Genomic DNA, 21,069 nt, shown 5'->3' with positions numbered 1-21,069 from the left:
GAATCTGAATCGGTTGAAATCCGGAACCAAATGCAACCATGTCGTTTTCTTCGGAATCATTTTACTCCCTTGCCTGCATCTCATTCTTTATTCATCTTATATACTACTCCTTTGCTCCGGTAAGGACGGTAACGATATGTTTACGAAGGCTATTTGCATTATCCGCCAAAAACGGATCTGTATCGAAAATTACGGCATCCGCAATGTACCCTTCAGCAATGTGTCCCAATTGGTGACCCCAACCCAAAATTTCGGCCGCATTCCCGGTGGCTGACTGCCAGGCTTCCGCGCGGGTTAATCCATAATCCGTCAAGGTGTCGAGCTCCTGCAGGTTGTAACCATGAAGCGCAGGCGTTGCATAATCCGTTCCGAATCCGATCTGCACCCCGGCTCTCTTGGCATAGGCAATCGCTTTAGGATGAGCTTCGGCGGCGCGGGCGGCCCGCTCACAAATGACCGGATTCAACGCCAATACGCCCTTGGGATCGGCGGCAATCCTGTAGATCGACGTCGTCGGCACAAAGGCCACGCCGGATTCGGCAAGTCTTCCGGCTTGCTCCTCGGTTAGGAACATGCCGTGTTCGATCGACTCTACGCCGGCATCGACGGACCAGTCCACGGTCGCACCGCCCCAGGTATGAACCAGCACCCTTTTGCCATGTTCATGTGCATGGCGCACGATGAAGGAGAACTCTTTCTCCGAAAACACCGGGTCCAGCACCTTTTCCGTCGGCGCCCCTAGGCCGCCCGTTGCCATAATCTTGACCCAGCCCGCACCAGTATCGTAGATCTGGTTCAGTCGCTGCTCCAAATGAATAGTGCCCTTGGCGTCCGCGGCTCCAAGCATCTCGCTGCTGGTATGAACCCGCAACGGTACCTGATACGTCTGAACCAGATGTTGGGCCGTGCCGGGTAACAGTCCGCCCGCGTCCCTCGCCGTTGTTACGCCGGTGCGAAGTGTGGCTTCAAAGGCTCGAGCCTGCATTTCTTCAATTTCCTGGCCGCCGCGTTTCAATTGATCGGCGTGATCGAAATCCGTCCAAGCCAAATGGGTATGGAGATCAATGATCCCCGGGCTAATCCACAAGTCTTGGGCTGGAACAGCCCCCTCGTCAGGAACCGGCCCCGATTCGGCAATCGAATGGAACACTCCGTTCCGAATGGAAATATCGAAGCGTTCTCCCTGAATGCCCGCAATATAAACTCGATTAAATGATTGAGCTTGGAGACCTTTATTACTCATGCTTCTCCCCCCAAACTTGTAGAATCGCTTCAAGCGCTTGATCCGGGTCCCGGTTCAACAACTGCGCAAGCGTCTTGATGGCTTCTTCCACGCTCCGGCGGCAAGCGTTCGCCCCGAAATGGTTGATTCGCAGCAGCTGCCCGAATAATTCCCCGTCACCAGGGGCTACGATACCGATAGGACGGTCGATCAGCAAGCTCTTTTCCCCGGAAATCCTTACCGTCGTAGTAAGCGTTGAATAATGTCTGCTATCCTTTTGCCAAGTCTCGATTCCCAATGCTTTAAGGCCTGCCAGGGTTGATGCCGCGGCAAGTTCATGACGCTTGATCACCTGTTCCAGCCCTTCCTCTTCGACAAGCGACAAAGCAGCGATTAGAGCCCTCGCCTCCAAGACAGGTATGTTGGGAGGAACCCGAAGCGGTGCCGTACCATCTTTACTAGGCTTCAAATCCAGTAAAGACAGGATGGAGTTGCGCGGCGCGTTCTTGTTGGATTCAAGAAACTCCCAGCCTCGCGGGGAGACGCTTACGGCGCTAACGCCATTGGGACCGGCCAACGCCTTTTGCGCTCCGATCGCTACGAAATCGGCCGCCCATTCATCAACCGGCAAGCTCTCTCCTCCAACAGCCGAAACGGAATCCATCACCGTAATGAGGTTATATTCACGGGCAAGCTTTAAGATGTCCCGGGCCGGATTGGATCCCCCCGTAACCACTTCAGCATGGACGAAAGAAATCGCGACCGGACGGAACCGGACGATTGCGTCATGAATTTCTTTTACCGTCACAACCTCATCAAAAGGGACTCTCACCTCGACTACCGTTGCTCCGCCGCGTTCCAGCCATGTCCCGAACAAGCTCCCGTAAGGCCCCGTCACTACATTCAAAATCGTACGGCCCGGAGCCGAGATCCCGGCAGCCACCGCTTCTATGCCCAGGATCGCCTCCCCGGGAATGATTACCGGAGCATGCTTTGTGGACAACAGCCGGGACAGCAAAACGTTAAGTATTTCATATTCGGATAAGGACAACGGTACATATCCCGCATATTGTTGGCTCATGTTGTTAAACCTCCTGGAGTGCTTGGTTTCGGCATTCTCGGCACTGCAGATAATAGTTCGAGACTATATTCCGATTCAGGGTTGGCGAAGAACCGGTCCTTGGGATTCAGTTCCACCAGCCGTCCCTGACGCATTACCGCAACCGTATCGCTAATCTCATGGATGACTCCCAAGTCATGGGAAATGAACAGCATGGTCAGATTCAATTCCTCCTTAAGCTTGCCGAACAGCTCCAGTACGCTTCGTTGCACCGAGACGTCGAGGGCGCTCGTCGGTTCGTCCGCGATCAGCAGGCTCGGCTCCACGCTTAGAGCGCGCGCGATCGCGATCCGCTGCCGCTGGCCGCCGGAAAATTCATGGGGATACCGGTCCAACCCGCTTTCTTCGATATGAACCTTGGACAGAAGCTCCTTGCATCTTTTTTCGACTTGGGCGCGATCCACGATTCGGTGAAACAATAACGCCTCGGACAGAATTTGCCGGACCGAGTGCTTTGGATTCAACGAAGCGTCCGGGTTCTGAAAGATCATCTGAATCTGTTTGTGCTGTTCACGGGTTCTCTTCTTTAACAAGGGCTGCGTACCCAGCTTAATCTCGCCGCTACCGGGTGTGATTAACCCGGCAATCACCCGGGCGAGTGTGGATTTGCCCGAGCCCGACTCTCCGACAAGCCCCAGCACTTTATGCCGCTGCAAATCCAAACTGATATCATCCAGGGCCGTAAACCCGCCATAATGCACCGAAACATGGTTCACCTGGAGAGCTAAGTCCATATCCGCCCGCTCCCTTCCAGCTCCGACACGGGAAGCACCGAGTTAATCAACATTTGCGTATAGGGATCTTTCGGATGTTGGAGAAGTTCGAGGGTCTCCCCTTGTTCCACGATCTCCCCGTTCTTCATCACGCACAGTTTGGAACACATCGCCGCGGCTACCGCAAGATTATGCGTTACAAATACCATGGCAAAGCCCAGTTCCTTCTGCAAAGCTGAAATCGTTTCTATGATTTGCTTCTGAACGGTGACGTCAAGCGCCGTCGTAGGCTCGTCGCAGAGCAGAATGCTCGGCTTGCACGCCAGCGCAATCGCGATGACCACGCGCTGGCATTGTCCGCCCGAAAGCTGGCTTGGATACCGGTCGGCCGTTTTTAAAGAATCTGGCAGCCCAAGCCTTTCGAGCAGCTCAAGCGCGATTTCGCGAGCCGCTTTTTTGCTTACCTGCTGCCTGAAACGAACAACTTCCGAAAGCTGCTTCACGACCGGACAAAGCGGGTCGAGCGCCCCTCGGGGATCCTGAAAGACCATGGCGGTGCGCTCATCGCTTTTGATAGTTCCGTCCACTTTCTCCACACCGCGCGGAAGAAGTCCGAGAATCGCACGCAGTGTCAACGATTTCCCGGATCCCGATTCGCCCACCAAGCCTATAGTCTCGCCTTTGCCCAGCGCAAAGCTGACCCGGTTCACCAATCTATGATGCTGCTTTGTCTCCAGCGACAGATCCTCTACTTCCAGAATGATATTGTAAGACATTATTTTTTCCTCCATAGATCCGCCAAACCGTCACCTACAAGGGACAACGCAATTCCCGTATACACCACCGCGAAACCCGGAACTGCAGAGAGCCACCAGGCCGTGGTGATAAAAGACTGCCCGTCGGAAATCATCGTTCCCCAATCCGGCGTTGGCGGCGTAATCCCGATGCCAAGATACCCTAGCGTCACAATCGCTACCAGCAGCCCGACCATATCGGTCATGAGGACCACGATCGCTTGCGGCAATACATTCGGCAGAATATGGCGCAAAATAATTCTTATGCCGGGCAGCCCAAGCGTTTGAGCGGACGCTACCCATTCCTGCTGGCGAAATGAGGCGGTAAGCCCGCGAGTTACCCGGGCAAACACGATCCAGCCTACGAGTATAAAAGTGATATAAATGCCGCGTTCCCCTGCCCCGCTGGCAAAAGCAACGATGATAACGATCAAATAAAAAGGAAACGCGATAAACGTGTCCGTGAGCAACGTAATGACGGTATCAAGCCATTTCCCGTAATACCCCGCAACCATACCCAGAAATAGGCCGGTACAAAACGGAATGATCTCGGCCAGCACCATGATTTTCAAATCCGTCCGGGCCGCATAAATCAGTCTCGTAAACAGATCGCGTCCCAATTGGTCCGTCCCCAGCCAATGTTCGGCGGACGGGGGCTGCAAAAAAGCGCTCAGGTTTTGCTCGGAAGGCTGATAAGGACTTATAAACGGAATGAATACGGCCAGGAGGACAAGCACCGCAAACATGAAGGTTCCCACCAGCAGGGTCGGAGTGCTCCAAATTCTGCCGAAAAAACTTGTCCTATTCCCGTATCCATTCAACCTGGGGTCTATTCTCATCTGTTTCATGATTTTCCTTTCGTTCTGGGATCAAGCCACCAGGAAATGATTTCAACGAGGAGGCTGATGATCACGACAGAGATCGCACAATAAAGCGCTATTCCTTGGATGACCGGGAAATCCCGCTTGGCAATGGAGGAGAACAGCAAGCTGCCGATTCCCTTGATGCCGAATACTTGTTCAACGACTAAGGTACCTCCGATCAGGTACGACAGATTTACCCCGAACAGCATCAGCGTAGGAAGCGCCGCATTCCGCATCACATGCTTGAACAGAATGATCGCTCTTGGAATACGGGCCGCCTTCAACGTGACCACGAAATCGGATTCCAATACATCCAGCATTTGAGCTCGTAACGAACGAACCAGGGTGGGAATTTGCGAAAAAGCTACGGTGATCGCCGGAAGCGCGAGGCTATGCACGGTACCGACCCAGCCTTCTTTGACCCCTCCGACGGGAAACCAACCCAACCTGACGCTAAACAGTAAAATTAGAAGCAAACCAACCCAAAAAACGGGCATACCTAAAGTAATTGTTGGAAAAATACGGATCAAATGGTCCGGCAGCTTATCTTTATTCGTAGCCGCAAGCGTAGCCAGCAAAAGGGCGATGATGATCGCAAAAACACTGGCCAATCCGATAAGCAGCAAGGTAACTGGCGCCCGGTCCGCAATCAGCTCCCTTGTGGAGGTTCCCGAGATGATGGAATTCCCCGTATCCCCTTGCGTAAACAGAATCTTGAGAAATCGGAGGAACTGCTCCCCTAAAGAGAGGTCGAGCCCGAGAGCATGATGCATGCTCTCGAGCGCCTCGGGTGTACTGTATTCGCCCAGGATCATTTTCGCGGGGTCCCCAGGGACAATTCGGATCAAGAAAAACACAGCTGTAGTCACGCAGAGAATGACGACCAGCGCTCTTACCAGAACTATCACCAGCCAAAGGGAGGATCCCCTGGATTTGATTCCGGCCGATGCACTAAACGTTTTGCTTAGTTTCATCATTTTTTAAATTGAACTTCTTCGAAGCGGATACTGCCGTTCGGCAAAACAACGATGCCATCCACGGAAGAAGACACGCCTTTCAAAATATCCGGATAGAAAAGCGGAATGTAAGGCACTTCGTCCGCCAAGGTTTGCAGCAGCTTGGAATAAATTTCGGCCCGTTCCGGTCCGTCCTGCGACTTCTGTCCTTCGCGCAGCAGCTTGGTCACTTCGTCATTGGTATAATGCGTCCAGTACGATTTGCTGAAGCCTTCCGGATCGGTTTGGAAAGCGATGATCGAATTCGCTTCCGGAGCATCGGCTTGGCCGCTGTTCAGCATGGCCGAGAAATCGTAAGCAAAGAATCTTTCGCGGAACGTAGCGAGTTCAATCGATTCAATTTCGATATTAATCCCGATCTCCTTGCCCGCTGCCTGAATAATTTGCGCCTCTTGAGCTCTTGTGCTGTTGCCGGAAGCGACCAGCAATTTGGTGCTGAAACCGTCAGGGAAGGCGGATTTGGCAAGCTCCTCCTTGGCGGCATCGATATTAAAATCAAGCGCTTTGACCTGATCGTGTGAGTTGTACGGGATTGCTGTCGGCAGCAAGGAAATTGCAGGCTTTGCAAAACCGAAGGTCAGCGCATTGGTCAAACCTTCACGGTCGATAGCCAGCGCTAAAGCGCGGCGAACATGCACGTCGGAAAAATGCTTATCCAGGGTATTGAAGAACAGTTGCTCCGTCACCCAGCTTCCGTTAGTAACGACGGCCGTATCGGGACCTTGCTTGATCTCATTCGCGTTTTGCAGCGCCAAGGATTCAATTCCGTTCACTTCTCCCGCTTTGAGCTGGTTGATCGCCTGACTGTCATCTTCGATCAGCTTGTAAACAAGCTTGTCGATATACGGCTTCCCTTCCTGCCAATAATTCGAATTCTTAACAAATGTCAGATCGCCTGCCGGGTCCCACTTTTCAACCACGAACGGCCCTGTACCCACCGGATTTTTGAAAAATTCTTCTTCGGAAACTCCCCCGAAATCTTTCGGGATAATCCCGTTGGAGAAGTTGGACAGCTCGGAAATGAAAGGCGTATACGGCTCCTGGAGAACAATTTCAAGCGTGCGGTTATCCGTAGCTTTGACGGAATCCACTTTTGCCGCAATCGCTAATGGTCCCCCTACCTTCAAATGCCGCTCCAGAGAGAATACGGCATCCTCCGCCGTAACTTCGTTACCGTTTGAAAATTTCAAGCCTTCGCGCAGCACGAACGTATATTTCAAGCCATCCTCGCTGATGTTGTGAGACTCGGCCAGCCAATCTACGATTTCCCCTTCGTTGTTGAAAGAGACCAGTGATTCGAATACTTTATCAATGGCAAAAGCGTTGTTTGCCGTGATCTGGTTATGTAGGTCGAGCGATGTTACCGCAGCAGGCCGCCCGTAAACGAAGGTACCTCCTACTGCAGGCTTGCCCGCTTCCGCGTTCTGATTAGTGCTTTGACTTTGAGCGCCGTTATTTTCAGCGGGTTTATTGTTGGAACCGGAGCAGCCGGCAACCAGAACCAAAATAAGAACTGATAATGCGCCAATCCAAGCCGATTTTTTAAAAGACCCTTTTAACTTCAACATGCTTACTCCCCCTATTCCAATAAAGCGGATAAATTTAGTATGAATTGTATTATGGGTGAATTACTTAGATCTGTCAAACAAAAAAATCCGCGCTGCAACAAGGGTTTGACTAATTTTATCCAGCTCAGGAATTGTATCCGCTTTCCTATTTCATCAGCAATCAAATTCTGACTGCGTCTCTCTTTACATCATTCGTCTTGCACAAAAAAAGAGCCCAAACTGAAATTATCAGTTTCGGCTCTTTCTCTTCAATTGCGAGTTATTTCAAGTTAATCTCCTTGATCTTGGCGAGCGGGAATTTCGGCTTGCGGTCCTCCGTCAGAAGGCCGTTGATTTCCTGCTGAACATCGGTAAGCTGGGTGTAGCAGAATCCGCAAATATAATCCACACTCTTGATCGCCTGTACTAAGCCGTCAAAGCGCTCAAGGAACTCTTCATCCGTCTGTACCTGATGCCCGTAGCCCCAGCCTTTATCCGACTGGAAGGCGATCCCGCCGAATTCGGTGATCATGATCGGCTGGCCTTTATACTCGTAGCCGTCGGCGAGCGCGTACTTCCATTGATTGCAGGTGATCTCCTTGTTGACGATTGCATCCTTGTTACCTGCATACCGCTTCAGGAACTTCTCCCCGGTCTCCACATAGTCGTGCAAAGTTATAATATCGGAGACCGTGTGCTCCCAACCGTCATTCGTAATTACCGGACGGTAAGGGTCATACGACTTGGTGAGATGGTAAATGCTCTCCGTAAATTTCTGCTGTCTTTGATCATGCAGAATGTACGGAATTCCCCAGGACTCATTGAACGGCACCCAGGTGATAATGCTCGGATGGTTATATTGCTGATGAAGTATTTCCAACCATTCTTTGGTGAAGTTCTCCACCGCATCATCATGAAATTCGAACGTTGCGGCCATTTCCGACCATACCAGGAGGCCCTTAACGTCGCACCAGTACAAGAAGCGGGCATCTTCAACCTTCATGTGCTTGCGCACGCCGTTATAGCCCATCTCCAGCATATAGTCGATGTCGGCAATAAGCGCCTCCTCGCTCGGCGGGGTCAAATGACTCTCTGTCCAGTAGCCCTGGTCCAGCATCAGTCTTTGATAGATTGGCACATTGTTGAGAAGTACCTTGCCCTTTTCGATGGATACCTTTCTCATGCCGAAATAGGATAGCACGCGGTCCACTACGATATCATCCTGATACAGCACAAATTCTACATCATAGAGATTCGGCTGTTGCGGTGACCAGAAGATTCTTTTCCAAGGACCGTTCACTTCATGCACCAGGTCCACTTCCACGCTCTGGCGAGGCCGGTCGATCACCAGGCTTACCGTCTTTACATGGCGGTCCTTCATCGTCACTATGGCTTCCAGTCTTAGGGTTCCCTTTGCCGTTTCCAGGCCGTGTACCCGGTAATCGAAGGCTACTCTGGCATGATCGAGATCAGGTGTAATTTTCACCCTATCAAGCCGCTGCTCATCCACATATTCCAGCCATACCGTCTGCCAAATGCCGGTGGTCTGTACATAGAAGCATTCGAAATTGTCCTTCGTCCACCGCTGCTTGCCCCGTGGCTGGGTGCAGTCGTCGCTGTCCTCCGCTTTTAATGTGATAATGTTATCCTCGCCAAATATCAGGTAAGGCGTAATATCGAAGGAAAATGCGGCATAGGCCCCTTGATGGCTGCCGGCAAGCACACCGTTTACCCATACCTTGGCGATATAATCCACGGCCTGAAAATGCAGGATTACCCGTTTTCCTTCCTCTTCCTTCGGAATCGACACATTCTTGCTGTACCATACCCGCGAATGAAATTCCGAGGTGCCGATACCACTAGCCTGGGTTTCATACGTAAATGGAACAGTAATCTTATGACTTCCTGCCAGCTGTTCCTGCCATTTTTCGATTTCCCCGACGTTATAGTCGTCAAAACGGAAGTCCCATTCGCCGTTCAGGTTCATCCATTTTTCGCGCACGAATTGGGGTCTTGGATAATCTTTGATATAGCCCTTGGTTGTCATCTTGCTCCTCCAGAAAGTTATTTAGTTCTAATCTCCAGTGCATAGACCGATGCCGGACGCAATGGATAACCCGCCTTCCAGGCTTCGAACGGAATGGAGTTGGACTTGCAGGAGATGTAATCCGGGGCAAAGACGGAATTAATATCCCACTCGGATTCTCCAGTGATTTCATAAAGCACGGTGTCTTTGGCAGTATAAAGCTCTCTAAGATCCAAAGCAGCTCTTACCTCTTGCAAACTCCGGTTGACGATAAACAGAGTGATCGTGCTTCTGTCTTTATTTGTGCATGCAGCGACATCCAGATCCGGCAAAGCGTCCAAATCAATCGGTGCCGGTTTGTTGGATTGAACAGCGAAGGTGCCGCCCTCTACCTTTGCCGGAAGCATGCTGGAAATATCACGTCCCGCGTACAGCTTCATAACTTCGTAAGTAGGCGTTCCGTATACCTTGAGCGGATGCCCGCTCCAGCCGGGAGCTTTCCCGCAGTATTGATCGGCATAATAATCGCCTACCCGGATGCAGCCGCCGAGCCATCCGTTCACGAGATCGGAGAAGCTTCCGATATGCACTAAATCGCTTGAACGCAGCATTTCGTTAAGGTTGGCGGCGTTAGCGACCGCCGCGCCCAATGTATGCTCGTCGGGCAGTCCCTTTCGGACATTATTTGGATAATACATCGTATTGTACTCGGTAATCGCCAGCTTCACATGGCTGTGCTTCGGGTTGGAGAGGATCTGTTCCCGTGTCTCTTCGATGTTGAGCCGCGTCCATTCCGGGAAGGCGGTGATTGCTTTATAGCGTTCCTCCGCAGGCGTACTCCGGTCCATCGCAAAACGATTGTAGCCGTGATACAAATGCAGGGTCAGATAGTCGATTCTTTCCCCCGCGATGTCCAGCACCGCCTTGTTCCAGTCCTGATCGGTATGTCCGCAGGCAAGAATCACAATCGAAGGGTCCGCCGCTTTCATCGCTTCGATGAAGGATAAGGTTCGCCGTGCGAACTGCTCGCCCGTACAGGTCCCTACCTGCCAGGCTCCCCATACCTCGTTGCCGATTTCCCAATACTTGACGTCGTACGGTTCAGGATGTCCGTTCGCGGCACGCTTCGCCCCCATCGGCGTGTCGATGCCGCCGTTGCAATATTCAATCCACTGCGCAGCTTCCTCCGGAGTACCCGAGCCGTCATTCACGCAAATCAGCGGTTCTACGTTCAACTCCCGGCAGAAATGGATGAACTCATCCGTCCCGAAGTATTTGCTGGTCCATCCTCCCCATGCCTCATTGAACATGACAGGGCGCTCAAGCACAGGTCCGATGCCGTGCTCGAAGTGGTAGGCGCTGATATAGTTACCGGCTAACCTCATCATGCCGGCATTCAAATCTCTCGACATTTCAACGACTTCCCGCTTCACGAGTCCGATATGATCCTCGGGGAGGAGGGACACGTGATCGATCCACAGCATGCCGGTAGATACACTGTCTCGCCATCTCGGATGTTCAGCCGGCACGTATACCCGGAACTCCGCATCGGCGCAATCCCGGCTGACCGCCAGCACCGCTTCATACTCTTGCCAATTGTGGCTATTCAGCTCGATGCGCTCCAACCCCAGCCGCTCCTGGCTGAGCCGGTCCACAGCCTCAACGATCACATAGTTAAGCTCGATCGAGGCTCTGGCCACCAGCTTGACCGTATATTTCATCGGCCCTTTGAATGCAGTCTTCTGAGCTATCCCTGCATAGGCCTCATCATCACTCAGAATGCGGACCCGCTGGGCGCGTCCCGAATGCTTCGGTGCGGATGCCTCCAGCGCGTACTTGGTATTCCGTCCGTTCGTAAAGGCATACCAGCTTCCCGACACCTCCGTCTTGCTATCCGCCTCGCTCTCAAAATCCATGTCTATCAACGGAAAGGCCAGCATGGCCTCCATATGATCGCGTATATCCTCCACGAAATGACCGAATAAGTATGGATTGATCGTATGCTCGCTTACCCGGCTGCAATCGATTGTAATCGTCGCTTTATTGTTCAATTTTCACCCTCCATTGCCATTTGCCATTTATCCTTTAATCGATCCGATCATGACGCCCTTAACAAAATGACGCTGCACGAAAGGATACATAATCAGTACCGGCAGACTGGATACGATAATAACCGCATATTTAATGCTCTCGGAAAGAAGAATCTTCTCCTCCATTCCGACGTTGCCGCCGTCCACGCCCGCAGACTGGCTGATCATCAAGATTTCCCGCAGCACCAATTGAAGCGGATAAAGATCTTCCGTGCGGATATAAATCAGCGCATTAAAGAAGGAGTTCCAGTGGCCGACCGCATAGAACAGAACCATGACCGCCAAAATCGGCTTCGACAGCGGCAGAATAATGCTGATCAGCAGCCGCCAGTTGGAGCAGCCGTCGATATGGGCCGCCTCCTGCAGCTCCCAAGGGATGCTGGATTGGAAATACGTTCTCATAACGATCAGATTGTACGTGGAGATGGCCCCGGGAATAATGAGTGCCCACATTGTATCGACCATACCCAGGTTTTTGACGAGCAGGTAACTCGGAATCAAGCCACCGCTGAAGAACATAGTTAGTGTAATAATTAGCATGAGTCCCTTACGCCCCGGTAAATCCGGTCTTGATAAAGGGTAAGCCGCCAACAGTGTCATAGTAATATTGATCAGCGTACCGACGACGGTGTAAAAGATCGAATTCCGGTAACCAATCCAGATCTTGTCGTTGTGCAAAATGTTATTGTAGGCATCCAGTGTGATTCCCTTCGGAAGCAGCCACACCTCCCCGTTCAACACCCTCGCCGGGTCGCTGAACGAAGCGCTGACTACAAATACCAAAGGATAGAGCACGATGATAATAATCACCGCTGCGATGAAATATACGAGAACATCGAACCAGCGTTCATCCGATGGACCTTTCACGATTGCTTCTTTAGGCATTATTCGTCTCCTCCTCCATTACCAAAGGCTCGTCTCCGACGTTTTCCGTGCGAACCGGTTCACCATCAGCAGCAGCGTCAGGTTAATCAAGGAGTTGAATAGCCCAATTGCAGCGGTGTAACTGTATTCTCCCTTCAAAATCCCGGTGGTGTACACGAAGGTGGAAATGACGTCGCTCGCTTCGAGGTTCAAGTTGTTTTGCATGAGTAATATTTTCTCGAAGCCGATGTTCATGAATTGGCCGATGTCCAGAATGAGCAAAATGACGATGACAGGAACGATCCCTGGCAGAGAGACGTGCCAAATGCGCCGCATGCGGGAAGCTCCGTCCATCTTGGCCGCTTCGTACAGCTGCGGATTGATACCGCTGAGCCCCGCGATGTAAATGATCGATTGCCAGCCCATGTTTTGCCAAATGTTCGAGCCGATAAAAATCGTCTTGAACCAGCCTGCCGATTCCATGAAGCGGGTCGGCGATCCTCCCAAAGCCTGAATCAGTGTATTGATCGGGCCGGTAGGCGAGAGGAATACGGTTAAAATACCTACGATGACTACAACCGAAATAAAGTGCGGGATGTAAGTAATGTTTTGCAACAATTTGCTGTACGTTTTGCTGCGAATTTCGTTAATGATCAATGCCAGCATAATCGGAATCGGGAAAGCAACCAGTAAAGAAATCAGATTGATGGACAGCGTGTTCCAGAGCAATCGCCCGAAATAGTAAGAATCGAAAAAACGCTTGAAATGCTCGAGCCCCACCCAACTACTGCCAAGGATTCCTTTGCCCGGGGCGAAATTTTTAAATGCAATCTGCAGCCCGTAAAGCGGGCCGTAATGAAACAGCAAATACCATGCGATCGGCAAAAGCAGCATGAGATACAAATCGTATCTCTTGGCGATCTGCCGGATAAGGCGGCTGCCCCGTTCCGGTCGGAACTGGGGCGCCGCGGCAGTCTCATGGATTTCTGCGTTCTTCATGAACATCCACTCCTATCCCATAGAGGATCTGCCTTATTTAGCCATTTTGTCATATGCGTCTTGATAAATTTGCTGAAGCTCTTCAATGTTCATCTTTTTCAAAGTGGACTGGAATTCATCCCACTTGTCGAAGCTCAATGAGCCTGCGATGAATTTCGTGCTTTGTTCTTCATAATACTTGTCGATATCATTGCGGAGCATGTTCACCTTTTGTGCTGTTGCTTCGTCAAACATCGGAGCCGCATAACGGATCTTCGGCATGTACGGGTCCAGCGCCTTTTGCGCTTCCTGAACTTGCGGAGGATTGATGTACGAACCGACGTATTCACTGATCAGGTGAGGCGCGCCTCCGCCGGCATATGGCGTAAGCTTCGGTTGAGTCTCAGCCGTCGAGAACTCAGGCTTGTAGGTTGGAATTCCATCTACCAGCTCGTAGTGCTCGCCTTCCCGGCCGAATCTTAGCAGGGTTGAGCCTTCGTCGCTAAAGAAATAGTCGATCCAACGCATGGACACTTCCGGATATTTATTGACTGAAGTGATGGCAAATGCACCCTGGTCGCGCGGAACCGGAGCGTTTTGGCTTTGCAGTCGATCGCCATGCGGTCCTTCAAACGGAGCGATACCGGTATATTGATCGGAAATCGGCAGGAAGTTATTATTCGTCTGGTCAAAGAATATCCCTGTATTGCCGGAACCTTGTTTCGCCAAATATTGGGCTTCGGTTTGAGAGAATACTTCATGATCCAGCAGATTTTCCGCATACAGCTTGTTCAGGTACATAAGCAGTTCTTTGTTGCGCTCGCTTCCCATCCAGATTTCGACCTTGTCGTCTGCAATGTTGACGTTATAGCCGAACTGGAGGTCGAGACCGAACGATCCGCTGAAAGCAGCCACAATAGGAAGTCCAACCACACGGGAGGTCATAGGAATTTCATCCTTCTGTCCGTTTCCGTTCGGATCCTGATCGCGGAAAGCAACCAGCACATCATAGAGCTCATCAAGGGTTTCGGGCACCTTCAGGTTCAACTTTTCCAGCCAGGCCGTATTAATCCATCTCTTGTCTGTCCGTGCCGAATCCAGCGTAACAATGCCGGGAATCGTATAAATGTGACCTTCCGGCGTAGTGATCGATGCGCGAATTTCAGGATACTCTTCCATCAGTTTGTTAAGATTCGGTGCATAGTCCTTAATCAAATCTTCCAATGGAATCAGTTGCCCGCCGGCTCCGTAACGCACGGCTTCCAATGGAGTAATATTCGAGCGGTACATGATGTCAGGCAACTCATTGGATGCGAAGAGCAAGTTTTTCTTCTCCGGGAATCCGTCTGTCGGCGCTTCAATGAATTCCATCTGGACGTTGCTCATTTTTTCGTAATCCTGAAATACCGGCATCTCCTTGAAAGGTCCGTTGACCGGAGCGATCCGGGTGAACATTTTCAGCTTCACCGGCTCCTGTACAATCGGGAACCCATCTTTACTTACCGTCTGATTTCCCGTCCCCTTGGATGGCTCAGCAGCTTTGTTGCCATTGTTGCCATTGTTGCCCGAGCTGCAGCCCCCGAGCGCCAGAGCGGCAATAATCATCAAGCTCATCGCCGTTCTTCTCCATTGTCTTTGCATTACGAATACGACCTCCTTCATCTTGTTCCTTGCCTCGTGTTGTAAGCGTTTCCTTTGATGTGTTCCCATTATAGTTCAGCCGCTCGAACTGCAAATTCTACATATTTGACTATTTACTATACTTATTTTACGGATTTACTCACCCGGGCCGGCCGGCTCATATAAGCATGCGGCGTCATGCCGGTGGATTCCTTGAACACTTTGAAAAAGTAGTTATATGTGGTGAAGCCTACCTGACTGCTGATTTGTTTAACCGTAAACCGGCCGCTCTCCAGCAGCTTGCAGCTTGCGTCAATGCGAACCCGATTCACATATTCGGAGAAGGTCATCCGGGTCTCTTCCTTGAAAATCCGGCTCAAATAAGAAGTATTCAGCCCGATTGCCCCCGCTGCCAGCTCCAGCGTAATGTAGCTTTGATACCGTTCCAGAATGAGCATGATCGCTTGGGAGACATGCCTTGAATATGGACCGGATGCCTGACGCTCGCGAAGCCGGTCCAGTAAGCTCTCAAAGTAAGTAAGGAGCCATTGTTCGATTTCCGCCATGCTTCCGATATTCTCCAACTCTTCCCGGGAAGGTAATCCGACCGCCGCGGCATCGTCCATAGGCACGGTCTTCTCTCCGATCGAGAGTAATTCGCTGACGACCATCTGGACGCTTTGCGAATGAAGCGGCAGCTTCCGAATGGAGGTAAAGACGGCGGAGATCAACCGATGTACCTCTTCCTTATCAAGTCTTTCAATAGATAGAAGAAGCTGCTTCTGTTCCTCAATGGTCAACGAAAGACGCGGGCTGCTTGAACCGCGGTCCTCCTCCTTCAAGGAGGAGGGGGACGCATCGATGGACCGCTCCGCCCCGCGGTAACTGGCTTCGAGCTTGGACATGCTGCCGCAAATATGCCCGACCGCATAAATACATTTCAAATTCAGGAACAGCTCCAGCGAATGGCTGACATTGCTCATGAGCCTTGCAGCTTCGCTGGCGGCGGCTTGTTCGCTTCGCTCCTTGAAGGCAAACACCACGCCCAGGCGGCCGTTCTCCACATATACCGCCATCCGCTCAGCGGGATCTCCAAGACTCTGCTGTACGAGTTCCACGGCTTGGCGGACCAGACGGTTGATCTGCATATCGCTGCGCGATTCTGTCAGAAGCCGGAACGGGACGATTTGGACCGCGGCTGCCGCAAACCGCACCGAATCGGCGAATAGCCGGCTCTGCCTTACCTCCTCCTCCAGCGTTTGCGCAGCGCCCGGCACGCCGATAAGCATCTGAGCTACCAATTCGCGCACAGATTCCATCCCTTTCCCCTCGTCCGCTTCTCCGCCTGCCACCCTGGAACCAAGCTGCTTGGCTTCTTCCTGCAGCTCCTGTTCCGCTTTTTTCAGAATGGTGATCAGGGATTGTTCATCCAGGCGGTGTTTGAGCAAGTAATCGACGGCTCCGTTTCTAAGGCATTCGCGCACATAATCATAGTCATCATAGCTGCTGAGCATAATTGTCTTTACGGCCGGATAATGTTCCCGGATCGTCCGCTGAAGCTCCACTCCGTTCATGCCGGGCATGTTTACATCAATGATGGCAATATCCGGCTGCGATTGTTCCATAGCCTGAAGAGCCATAGACCCGCTGTACGCTTCACCGCTTAATTCAAAACCATGGCTCTTCCAATCCGACATCGCCCCCAAATGGTGATGCACCAGCGGTTCGTCATCTACTAACATTACTTGAAGCATCTGCTAGCTCACCTCCCTTGGAGATTGTTGGACCTGATCTATTTGAGGGAACCGGATTACAACCTTGGTGTACAGCCCTTCTTCACTGAACAGCTGAATTCCGTAGGGCTCCCCGTACATGATCCGGATTCTTTCATGCACGTTGCGCACACCCATGCCGCTAAAGCGGGACGGGCTCTCATTCTTGCTGGTATCCCCCAGAATCGAATCGATTTTCTCCTTGGATATTCCCGGCCCGTTATCCACAATTTCAATCATTAAGTCCCCTCTTTCCCCGTACACCCGGATGAGAATGAATCCGCCCTTCGCGGCCAAGCCTATTCCGTGCTGGATCGCATTTTCCACGATCGGCTGAAGCATTAGCTTCAATACCCGGCATTCCAGTAAAGCGTCATCCTCAACCTCGATATGGACAGGAATCGGTTCCATGTACTTATACTTCACGATGGAGACATAACAGTTCACATAATCCAGCTCCTCCCTGACGGTCAGGAACTCGTTGGAATTGCCAAGCACGCTTCGCATGAGTTCGATTAAGGAGCCGGATACCTCTTCGATATTCGGTACTCCGTTCAAATGGGCCAGGTACTTGATCGTATTAAGCGAATTGTAGAGAAAATGGGGGCGGATCTGCGCCTGCAGCGCCGTCAGCTCCGCCTCGTGCTTCGCCTGCTCGCTGATCCGGATGTCCTGCATCAAACGCTTTAAATCATCGATCATGCTAATGAACACCCGGTACAGATCGCCGATCTCGTCCTTCGTTTTGATTTCCGTTTTCGGAAAAGACAGATTTCCGTCCTTGACCCGCATCATCATCGTTTTTAACCGCCTGATTTGCAGGGTCGTACGCGAAGACATTTGCAGCGACCCGAGCAGAACCACGGCGAAGACAATGACCGAGACCTCGATCATCAGGTTACGGATTCGGACGGACTCGCTCAGCAGCGAGTCAAGGGGGACAAGCGCCCGGGTAACCCAGCCGGTATGCTCGGAGCGTTGGGTTACGACGATATAGGATTTGCCGTCGATCTTTTGCTCCTTAGCTCCTTGAAACGTTCCCGTATTTCCATCAATGACCTGCTGCATTTGCGGCGAGACCGAGGACGGGGCGGAATCGGACTGGTACACAAGCTCCCCTTGTTCGTCCAGGACATATAGAATGCTGTCGGCGGTCGGTTTCACCCCGTACGTATTGCGGATGAAATCATACTTCAAATCCACCATCACCACGCCGATCGTCTCCCGGTTATACCGAATGACCCGCCCGACGGAAATGGCATCCGAGGTGCCTTTTTGCTTGAAATAGGCATGGCGTTCTCCGTTGTTCAACATGAATTCCATCGTCTTCGTGTCCAGAAAACTGCGGTCGATCCACGGACTGCCCGTAAAGAATACTTTGCCGTTTAATCCGATCACCGCTATTCGGGATATATAAGGCTTGTAAGAGAACAGTCCCGATAGAAACTCAGTAAGCCTCTTCTGCTCCTGAAACCATTCGTAGCTGATTTCTTCACTGGGGCTCAGCACCGTATCGATCACCGTGTTCTTGTTCGTGACTGCGACCGTGTTCAGACGATCGATCTCCTCCAGCATGAGGTTGAGCGATTCATCGGCTTGGCGGATACTGTCCGCAACAGAAGTGACGGCGTTATGCTTGATCGTCTCGCGCATGTTCATGTAGACAATCGAGGCAATCGTCACGATGGAGAGAAGACTGAGCAAACCGAAGGCAAGAAATATTTTCCCCTGAATGCCAAGCTTCGGCGAAATTTTGCTGAATATTGATGTGAATTTCAAGTTGGCCCCTCCTTATCAAGTATCAGGGAAAATCACATGAAGTAAGCGCTATCAAAAAAGCGATTCATTCTTCAGCCGCTGCTGGCCGAGCGAACGTATAGCGGCGGCTTGTTGTAAAAGGACTTGAACGCCCGCGTAAACGTATACAGGTTCGGATAACCGAGCGATAAAGCGATTTCCGTCACGCTCGCATCGGTTTCGACCAGCAGTCGCCTGGCCTTCTCCATGCGGATGTTCTGAATATATTTTTGCGGGGAGACACCGACCTGATTGGTAAAAGCAGAGGAAAAATAGGAACGATGAACGCCGGCAAACGCCGCGACCTGCTGAACCGATATCCCCTCGGTAGCGTGAAGCTCCATAAAATCCATGCATTCGCGAATCCAGCCGGAAGGTTCCGAAGCATGTATAGCGGGCGATTCCGTCATCAGACCGGCCAACAATTCGCAGGCCAATCCTTGGAGCTCCAGTGAAACCGCCGGATTCCACCGCTCGAATCGCGCCATCGCGCCGAGCATGCGGTCCAATGCATCCTTAAGCGGCGGCGTCATTTTGTCGTTTGCAAACGGCCGCTCCGGTGTGATTCCGGCAAGCTTCAGCAGAGGCATGACCCGGCCTCCGTCCAGAGCCAGCCAGTTCATACGCAAAGGCTGTTCCGAAGGGAGCAAATAGTAATGGTAAGTCTGACCCGGGAAAAGGCAGAACAGATCATCCTTCTGCAATTCCACCTGCTGATTCTCATATTCGAAGCTGATCTTTCCTTCCAGAACAAAATGAAGGCTGTAGCATTCAATTCTTTTCGGCCCTACCTTGTAATTAGGCTTAGCGAGACTGCGGCCCGCCCGAACAGGCCATAGCTGTCCTTCCCGATCCAAATCTCCGGGCGTGTAATAGATAAACTCGGCGTATTCGTAATCGTATTCCTGCATATTCCATACCGCCTGAGACATAATCCCCCTCCTAAAATATAACAAAATGACAATTTCAATCTAACACTAAGCTATTTATAAATCGTTTACATTACAATATTATAATAATAGGAGGCGATTGAAATTGTCCAGTAGACCTAACATTTTACTAATCACAAGCGATCAACAGCATTGGAATACGATCGGTGCGTTCAATCCCGAAATATCCACGCCGAACTTGGATCGGCTGGCCCGGCAAGGTACGACATTCGGAAGGGCCTATTGCCCGAATCCGACCTGTACCCCGAGCCGGTCCTCCATCGTTACAGGGATGTATCCAAGCCAGCACGGAGCATGGACGCTGGGGACGAAGCTTCTGGAGGACCGTCATACCGTCGGAGAGGATTTCAGCGAAGCGGGGTACAAGACCTCTCTGATCGGCAAAGCTCATTTCCAGCCATTGAAATCCACGCCGGAATATCCTTCGAAGGAAGCTTATCCGATTTTGCAGGATTTGGATTATTGGAAGGGATTCAATGAGCCTTTCTATGGCTTCGACCATGTGGAGCTTGCCCGCAACCATACGAATGAAGCCCATATCGGCCAACATTACGCGCTATGGATGGAGGAACAGGGCTGCACCAATTGGAGGGATTATTTCCTTCCGCCAACCGGAACGATGGACCCGGCGCAAACGTACAAATGGCCGATCCCCGAGAAATACCACTACAACACCTGGATCGCCGAGCGGAGCAATGCACGTCTTGAGGAGCATAAGAAATCCGGAGAGCCCTTCTTCTTATGGGCCAGCTTCTTCGATCCTCATCCCGAATATTTGGTGCCGGAGCCTTGGGATACGATGTACGATCCGGATAACCTGACCATTCCTGCCCTGGTGCCTGGAGAGCACGACAAGAATCCTCCGCATTTTGGCTTAACGCAGGAAGAGAATCCGGATTTCTCCCATCTGATGGAGACGGGGTTCGGTATTCACGGCTACCGTTCCCATCATTATTACGAATACGGAAAAAAAGCGAGATTAACCGAATATGACAAGAAGAAGCTGGTCGCCGTTTATTACGGAATGATCAGCATGATGGACAAATATATCGGCAAAATCCTCGATAAGCTGGATGAACTGGGGCTGTCCGACAATACGCTCGTCGTCTTCACGACCGATCATGGCCACTTCTTCGGTCAGCACGGTCTCCAGGCCAAGGGCGGATTCCATTATGAGGACTTGATCAAGCTGCCGTTTATCGTCCGCTATCCTGACCAGGTACCCGCCGGCAAAGTCTCAAACGCAATCCAGTCCTTGGTGGATTTGGCGCCGACCTTCTTATCGTTTTGCAATCTCCCGATTCCATCGTCCATGACCGGCGTCGACCAAAAAGACGTATGGCTTGGCAGCAAGGAACTGGCGAGAGACCACGCTATTTGCGAATTTAGGCATGAGCCGTCGACAATTCATCAAAAGACGTACGTCGATAATCGGTATAAAATTACGGTTTACTACAATCAGACTTATGGGGAAATTTTCGATCTTCAGGAAGACCCAGCAGAGCTTCATAACTTATGGAGCGAACCGGGATGTGAATCCTTGAAAAGCGAGCTGCTGCTTAAATACATTTGGGCCGAACTCGGCAAAGAACCGTTGCCTATGCCGAGAATTCATCATGCGTGATGTCACCGGTTGTTTCGTCTGAGTGGAAGTCGAGTGGAAGCCGGGAAACCTATTTGAATGCAAAAAGCGTGAG

16 protein-coding genes are annotated in these 21,069 nt (G+C 51.4%); 1 reads left to right on the top strand and 15 read right to left on the bottom strand.

Going from position 1 to position 21,069, the window contains the following annotated elements; translation table 11 throughout:
* Positions 1 to 103: 103 nt before the first annotated feature.
* The 15 genes from NYE70_RS01430 to NYE70_RS01360 form a co-directional block, all read right to left on the bottom strand.
* Positions 104 to 1,243 (bottom strand): amidohydrolase family protein, encoded by a 1,140-nt coding sequence (locus NYE70_RS01430; protein WP_341044790.1) that lies wholly within the window; start codon positions 1,241 to 1,243, stop codon positions 104 to 106.
* Positions 1,236 to 2,303 (bottom strand): pyridoxal-phosphate-dependent aminotransferase family protein, encoded by a 1,068-nt coding sequence (locus NYE70_RS01425; RefSeq protein WP_341044789.1) that lies wholly within the window; start codon positions 2,301 to 2,303, stop codon positions 1,236 to 1,238. Before NYE70_RS01425 ends, NYE70_RS01430 begins: the two co-directional genes overlap by 8 nt.
* A complete protein-coding gene (locus NYE70_RS01420; RefSeq protein ID WP_290407458.1) occupies positions 2,300 to 3,076 on the bottom strand; it encodes an ABC transporter ATP-binding protein in 777 nt (258 codons plus the stop codon). The genes NYE70_RS01425 and NYE70_RS01420 overlap by 4 nt, the downstream gene beginning before the upstream one ends.
* Positions 3,067 to 3,831 (bottom strand): ABC transporter ATP-binding protein, encoded by a 765-nt coding sequence (locus NYE70_RS01415; RefSeq protein WP_341044788.1) that lies wholly within the window; start codon positions 3,829 to 3,831, stop codon positions 3,067 to 3,069. Before NYE70_RS01415 ends, NYE70_RS01420 begins: the two co-directional genes overlap by 10 nt.
* Positions 3,831 to 4,697 carry an ABC transporter permease gene (locus NYE70_RS01410; protein WP_290407460.1) on the bottom strand — a complete coding sequence of 289 codons (867 nt, stop codon included), beginning with the start codon at positions 4,695 to 4,697 and terminating at the stop codon, positions 3,831 to 3,833. Before NYE70_RS01410 ends, NYE70_RS01415 begins: the two co-directional genes overlap by 1 nt.
* Complete coding sequence (locus NYE70_RS01405) at positions 4,694 to 5,689, bottom strand: ABC transporter permease (protein WP_244861489.1); 996 nt, start codon at positions 5,687 to 5,689, stop codon at positions 4,694 to 4,696. Before NYE70_RS01405 ends, NYE70_RS01410 begins: the two co-directional genes overlap by 4 nt.
* Entirely contained in the window at positions 5,686 to 7,296 is a 1,611-nt protein-coding gene (locus NYE70_RS01400; protein WP_341044787.1) for an ABC transporter substrate-binding protein, read from the bottom strand. Before NYE70_RS01400 ends, NYE70_RS01405 begins: the two co-directional genes overlap by 4 nt.
* Positions 7,297 to 7,555: 259 nt before the next feature.
* Positions 7,556 to 9,322 carry a glycoside hydrolase family 2 protein gene (locus tag NYE70_RS01395; RefSeq protein WP_341044786.1) on the bottom strand — a complete coding sequence of 589 codons (1,767 nt, stop codon included), beginning with the start codon at positions 9,320 to 9,322 and terminating at the stop codon, positions 7,556 to 7,558.
* 17 nt (positions 9,323 to 9,339) lie between these two features.
* The gene (locus NYE70_RS01390; protein WP_341044785.1) at positions 9,340 to 11,352 is read right to left on the bottom strand and encodes an alpha-L-arabinofuranosidase C-terminal domain-containing protein; all 2,013 of its coding nucleotides are present in this window, start codon (positions 11,350 to 11,352) and stop codon (positions 9,340 to 9,342) included.
* Positions 11,353 to 11,379: 27 nt separating this feature from the next.
* Entirely contained in the window at positions 11,380 to 12,276 is an 897-nt protein-coding gene (locus tag NYE70_RS01385; RefSeq protein WP_211021121.1) for a carbohydrate ABC transporter permease, read from the bottom strand.
* 18 nt (positions 12,277 to 12,294) lie between these two features.
* The gene (locus NYE70_RS01380; protein WP_341044784.1) at positions 12,295 to 13,254 is read right to left on the bottom strand and encodes an ABC transporter permease; all 960 of its coding nucleotides are present in this window, start codon (positions 13,252 to 13,254) and stop codon (positions 12,295 to 12,297) included.
* Between the two features lie 33 nt (positions 13,255 to 13,287).
* Positions 13,288 to 14,874, bottom strand: a complete 1,587-nt coding sequence (locus tag NYE70_RS01375) for an extracellular solute-binding protein (protein ID WP_211021119.1) — start codon at positions 14,872 to 14,874, stop codon at positions 13,288 to 13,290.
* A 122-nt stretch (positions 14,875 to 14,996) separates the two neighbouring features.
* Positions 14,997 to 16,607: a response regulator transcription factor gene (locus NYE70_RS01370; RefSeq protein WP_341044783.1), complete on the bottom strand. Its 1,611-nt coding sequence runs from the start codon at positions 16,605 to 16,607 to the stop codon at positions 14,997 to 14,999.
* A gap of 3 nt (positions 16,608 to 16,610) precedes the next feature.
* Positions 16,611 to 18,404: a sensor histidine kinase gene (locus NYE70_RS01365; RefSeq protein WP_341044782.1), complete on the bottom strand. Its 1,794-nt coding sequence runs from the start codon at positions 18,402 to 18,404 to the stop codon at positions 16,611 to 16,613.
* 71 nt (positions 18,405 to 18,475) lie between these two features.
* Entirely contained in the window at positions 18,476 to 19,354 is an 879-nt protein-coding gene (locus tag NYE70_RS01360; protein WP_341044781.1) for a helix-turn-helix transcriptional regulator, read from the bottom strand.
* 103 nt (positions 19,355 to 19,457) lie between these two features.
* Between NYE70_RS01360 and NYE70_RS01355 the strand changes: the two genes are divergently transcribed.
* Positions 19,458 to 20,996, top strand: coding sequence for a sulfatase family protein (locus NYE70_RS01355; RefSeq protein WP_341044780.1), 1,539 nt, complete (start codon positions 19,458 to 19,460; stop codon positions 20,994 to 20,996).
* Positions 20,997 to 21,069 lie beyond the last annotated feature (73 nt).

The organism is Paenibacillus sp. FSL R5-0407 (genome assembly GCF_038009185.1).
Taxonomy (GTDB): domain Bacteria; phylum Bacillota; class Bacilli; order Paenibacillales; family Paenibacillaceae; genus Fontibacillus; species Fontibacillus vini.
The sequence above is the reverse complement of the archived record's forward strand: the minus strand, read 5'-3'. Positions and strand labels throughout refer to the sequence as shown.

Excerpts from the sequence above, each read along its gene's own strand:
- NYE70_RS01405 (WP_244861489.1), bottom strand. The coding sequence starts at position 5,689 with ATGATGAAACTAAGCAAAACGTTTAGTGCATCGGCCGGAATCAAATCC.
- NYE70_RS01430 (WP_341044790.1), bottom strand. The coding sequence starts at position 1,243 with ATGAGTAATAAAGGTCTCCAAGCTCAATCATTTAATCGAGTTTATATT.
- NYE70_RS01395 (WP_341044786.1), bottom strand. The coding sequence starts at position 9,322 with ATGACAACCAAGGGCTATATCAAAGATTATCCAAGACCCCAATTCGTG.
- NYE70_RS01425 (WP_341044789.1), bottom strand. The coding sequence starts at position 2,303 with ATGAGCCAACAATATGCGGGATATGTACCGTTGTCCTTATCCGAATAT.
- NYE70_RS01420 (WP_290407458.1), bottom strand. The coding sequence starts at position 3,076 with ATGGACTTAGCTCTCCAGGTGAACCATGTTTCGGTGCATTATGGCGGG.
- NYE70_RS01410 (WP_290407460.1), bottom strand. The coding sequence starts at position 4,697 with ATGAAACAGATGAGAATAGACCCCAGGTTGAATGGATACGGGAATAGG.
- NYE70_RS01380 (WP_341044784.1), bottom strand. The coding sequence starts at position 13,254 with ATGAAGAACGCAGAAATCCATGAGACTGCCGCGGCGCCCCAGTTCCGA.
- NYE70_RS01375 (WP_211021119.1), bottom strand. The coding sequence starts at position 14,874 with ATGCAAAGACAATGGAGAAGAACGGCGATGAGCTTGATGATTATTGCC.
- NYE70_RS01385 (WP_211021121.1), bottom strand. The coding sequence starts at position 12,276 with ATGCCTAAAGAAGCAATCGTGAAAGGTCCATCGGATGAACGCTGGTTC.
- NYE70_RS01370 (WP_341044783.1), bottom strand. The coding sequence starts at position 16,607 with ATGCTTCAAGTAATGTTAGTAGATGACGAACCGCTGGTGCATCACCAT.
- NYE70_RS01415 (WP_341044788.1), bottom strand. The coding sequence starts at position 3,831 with ATGTCTTACAATATCATTCTGGAAGTAGAGGATCTGTCGCTGGAGACA.
- NYE70_RS01400 (WP_341044787.1), bottom strand. The coding sequence starts at position 7,296 with ATGTTGAAGTTAAAAGGGTCTTTTAAAAAATCGGCTTGGATTGGCGCA.
- NYE70_RS01360 (WP_341044781.1), bottom strand. The coding sequence starts at position 19,354 with ATGTCTCAGGCGGTATGGAATATGCAGGAATACGATTACGAATACGCC.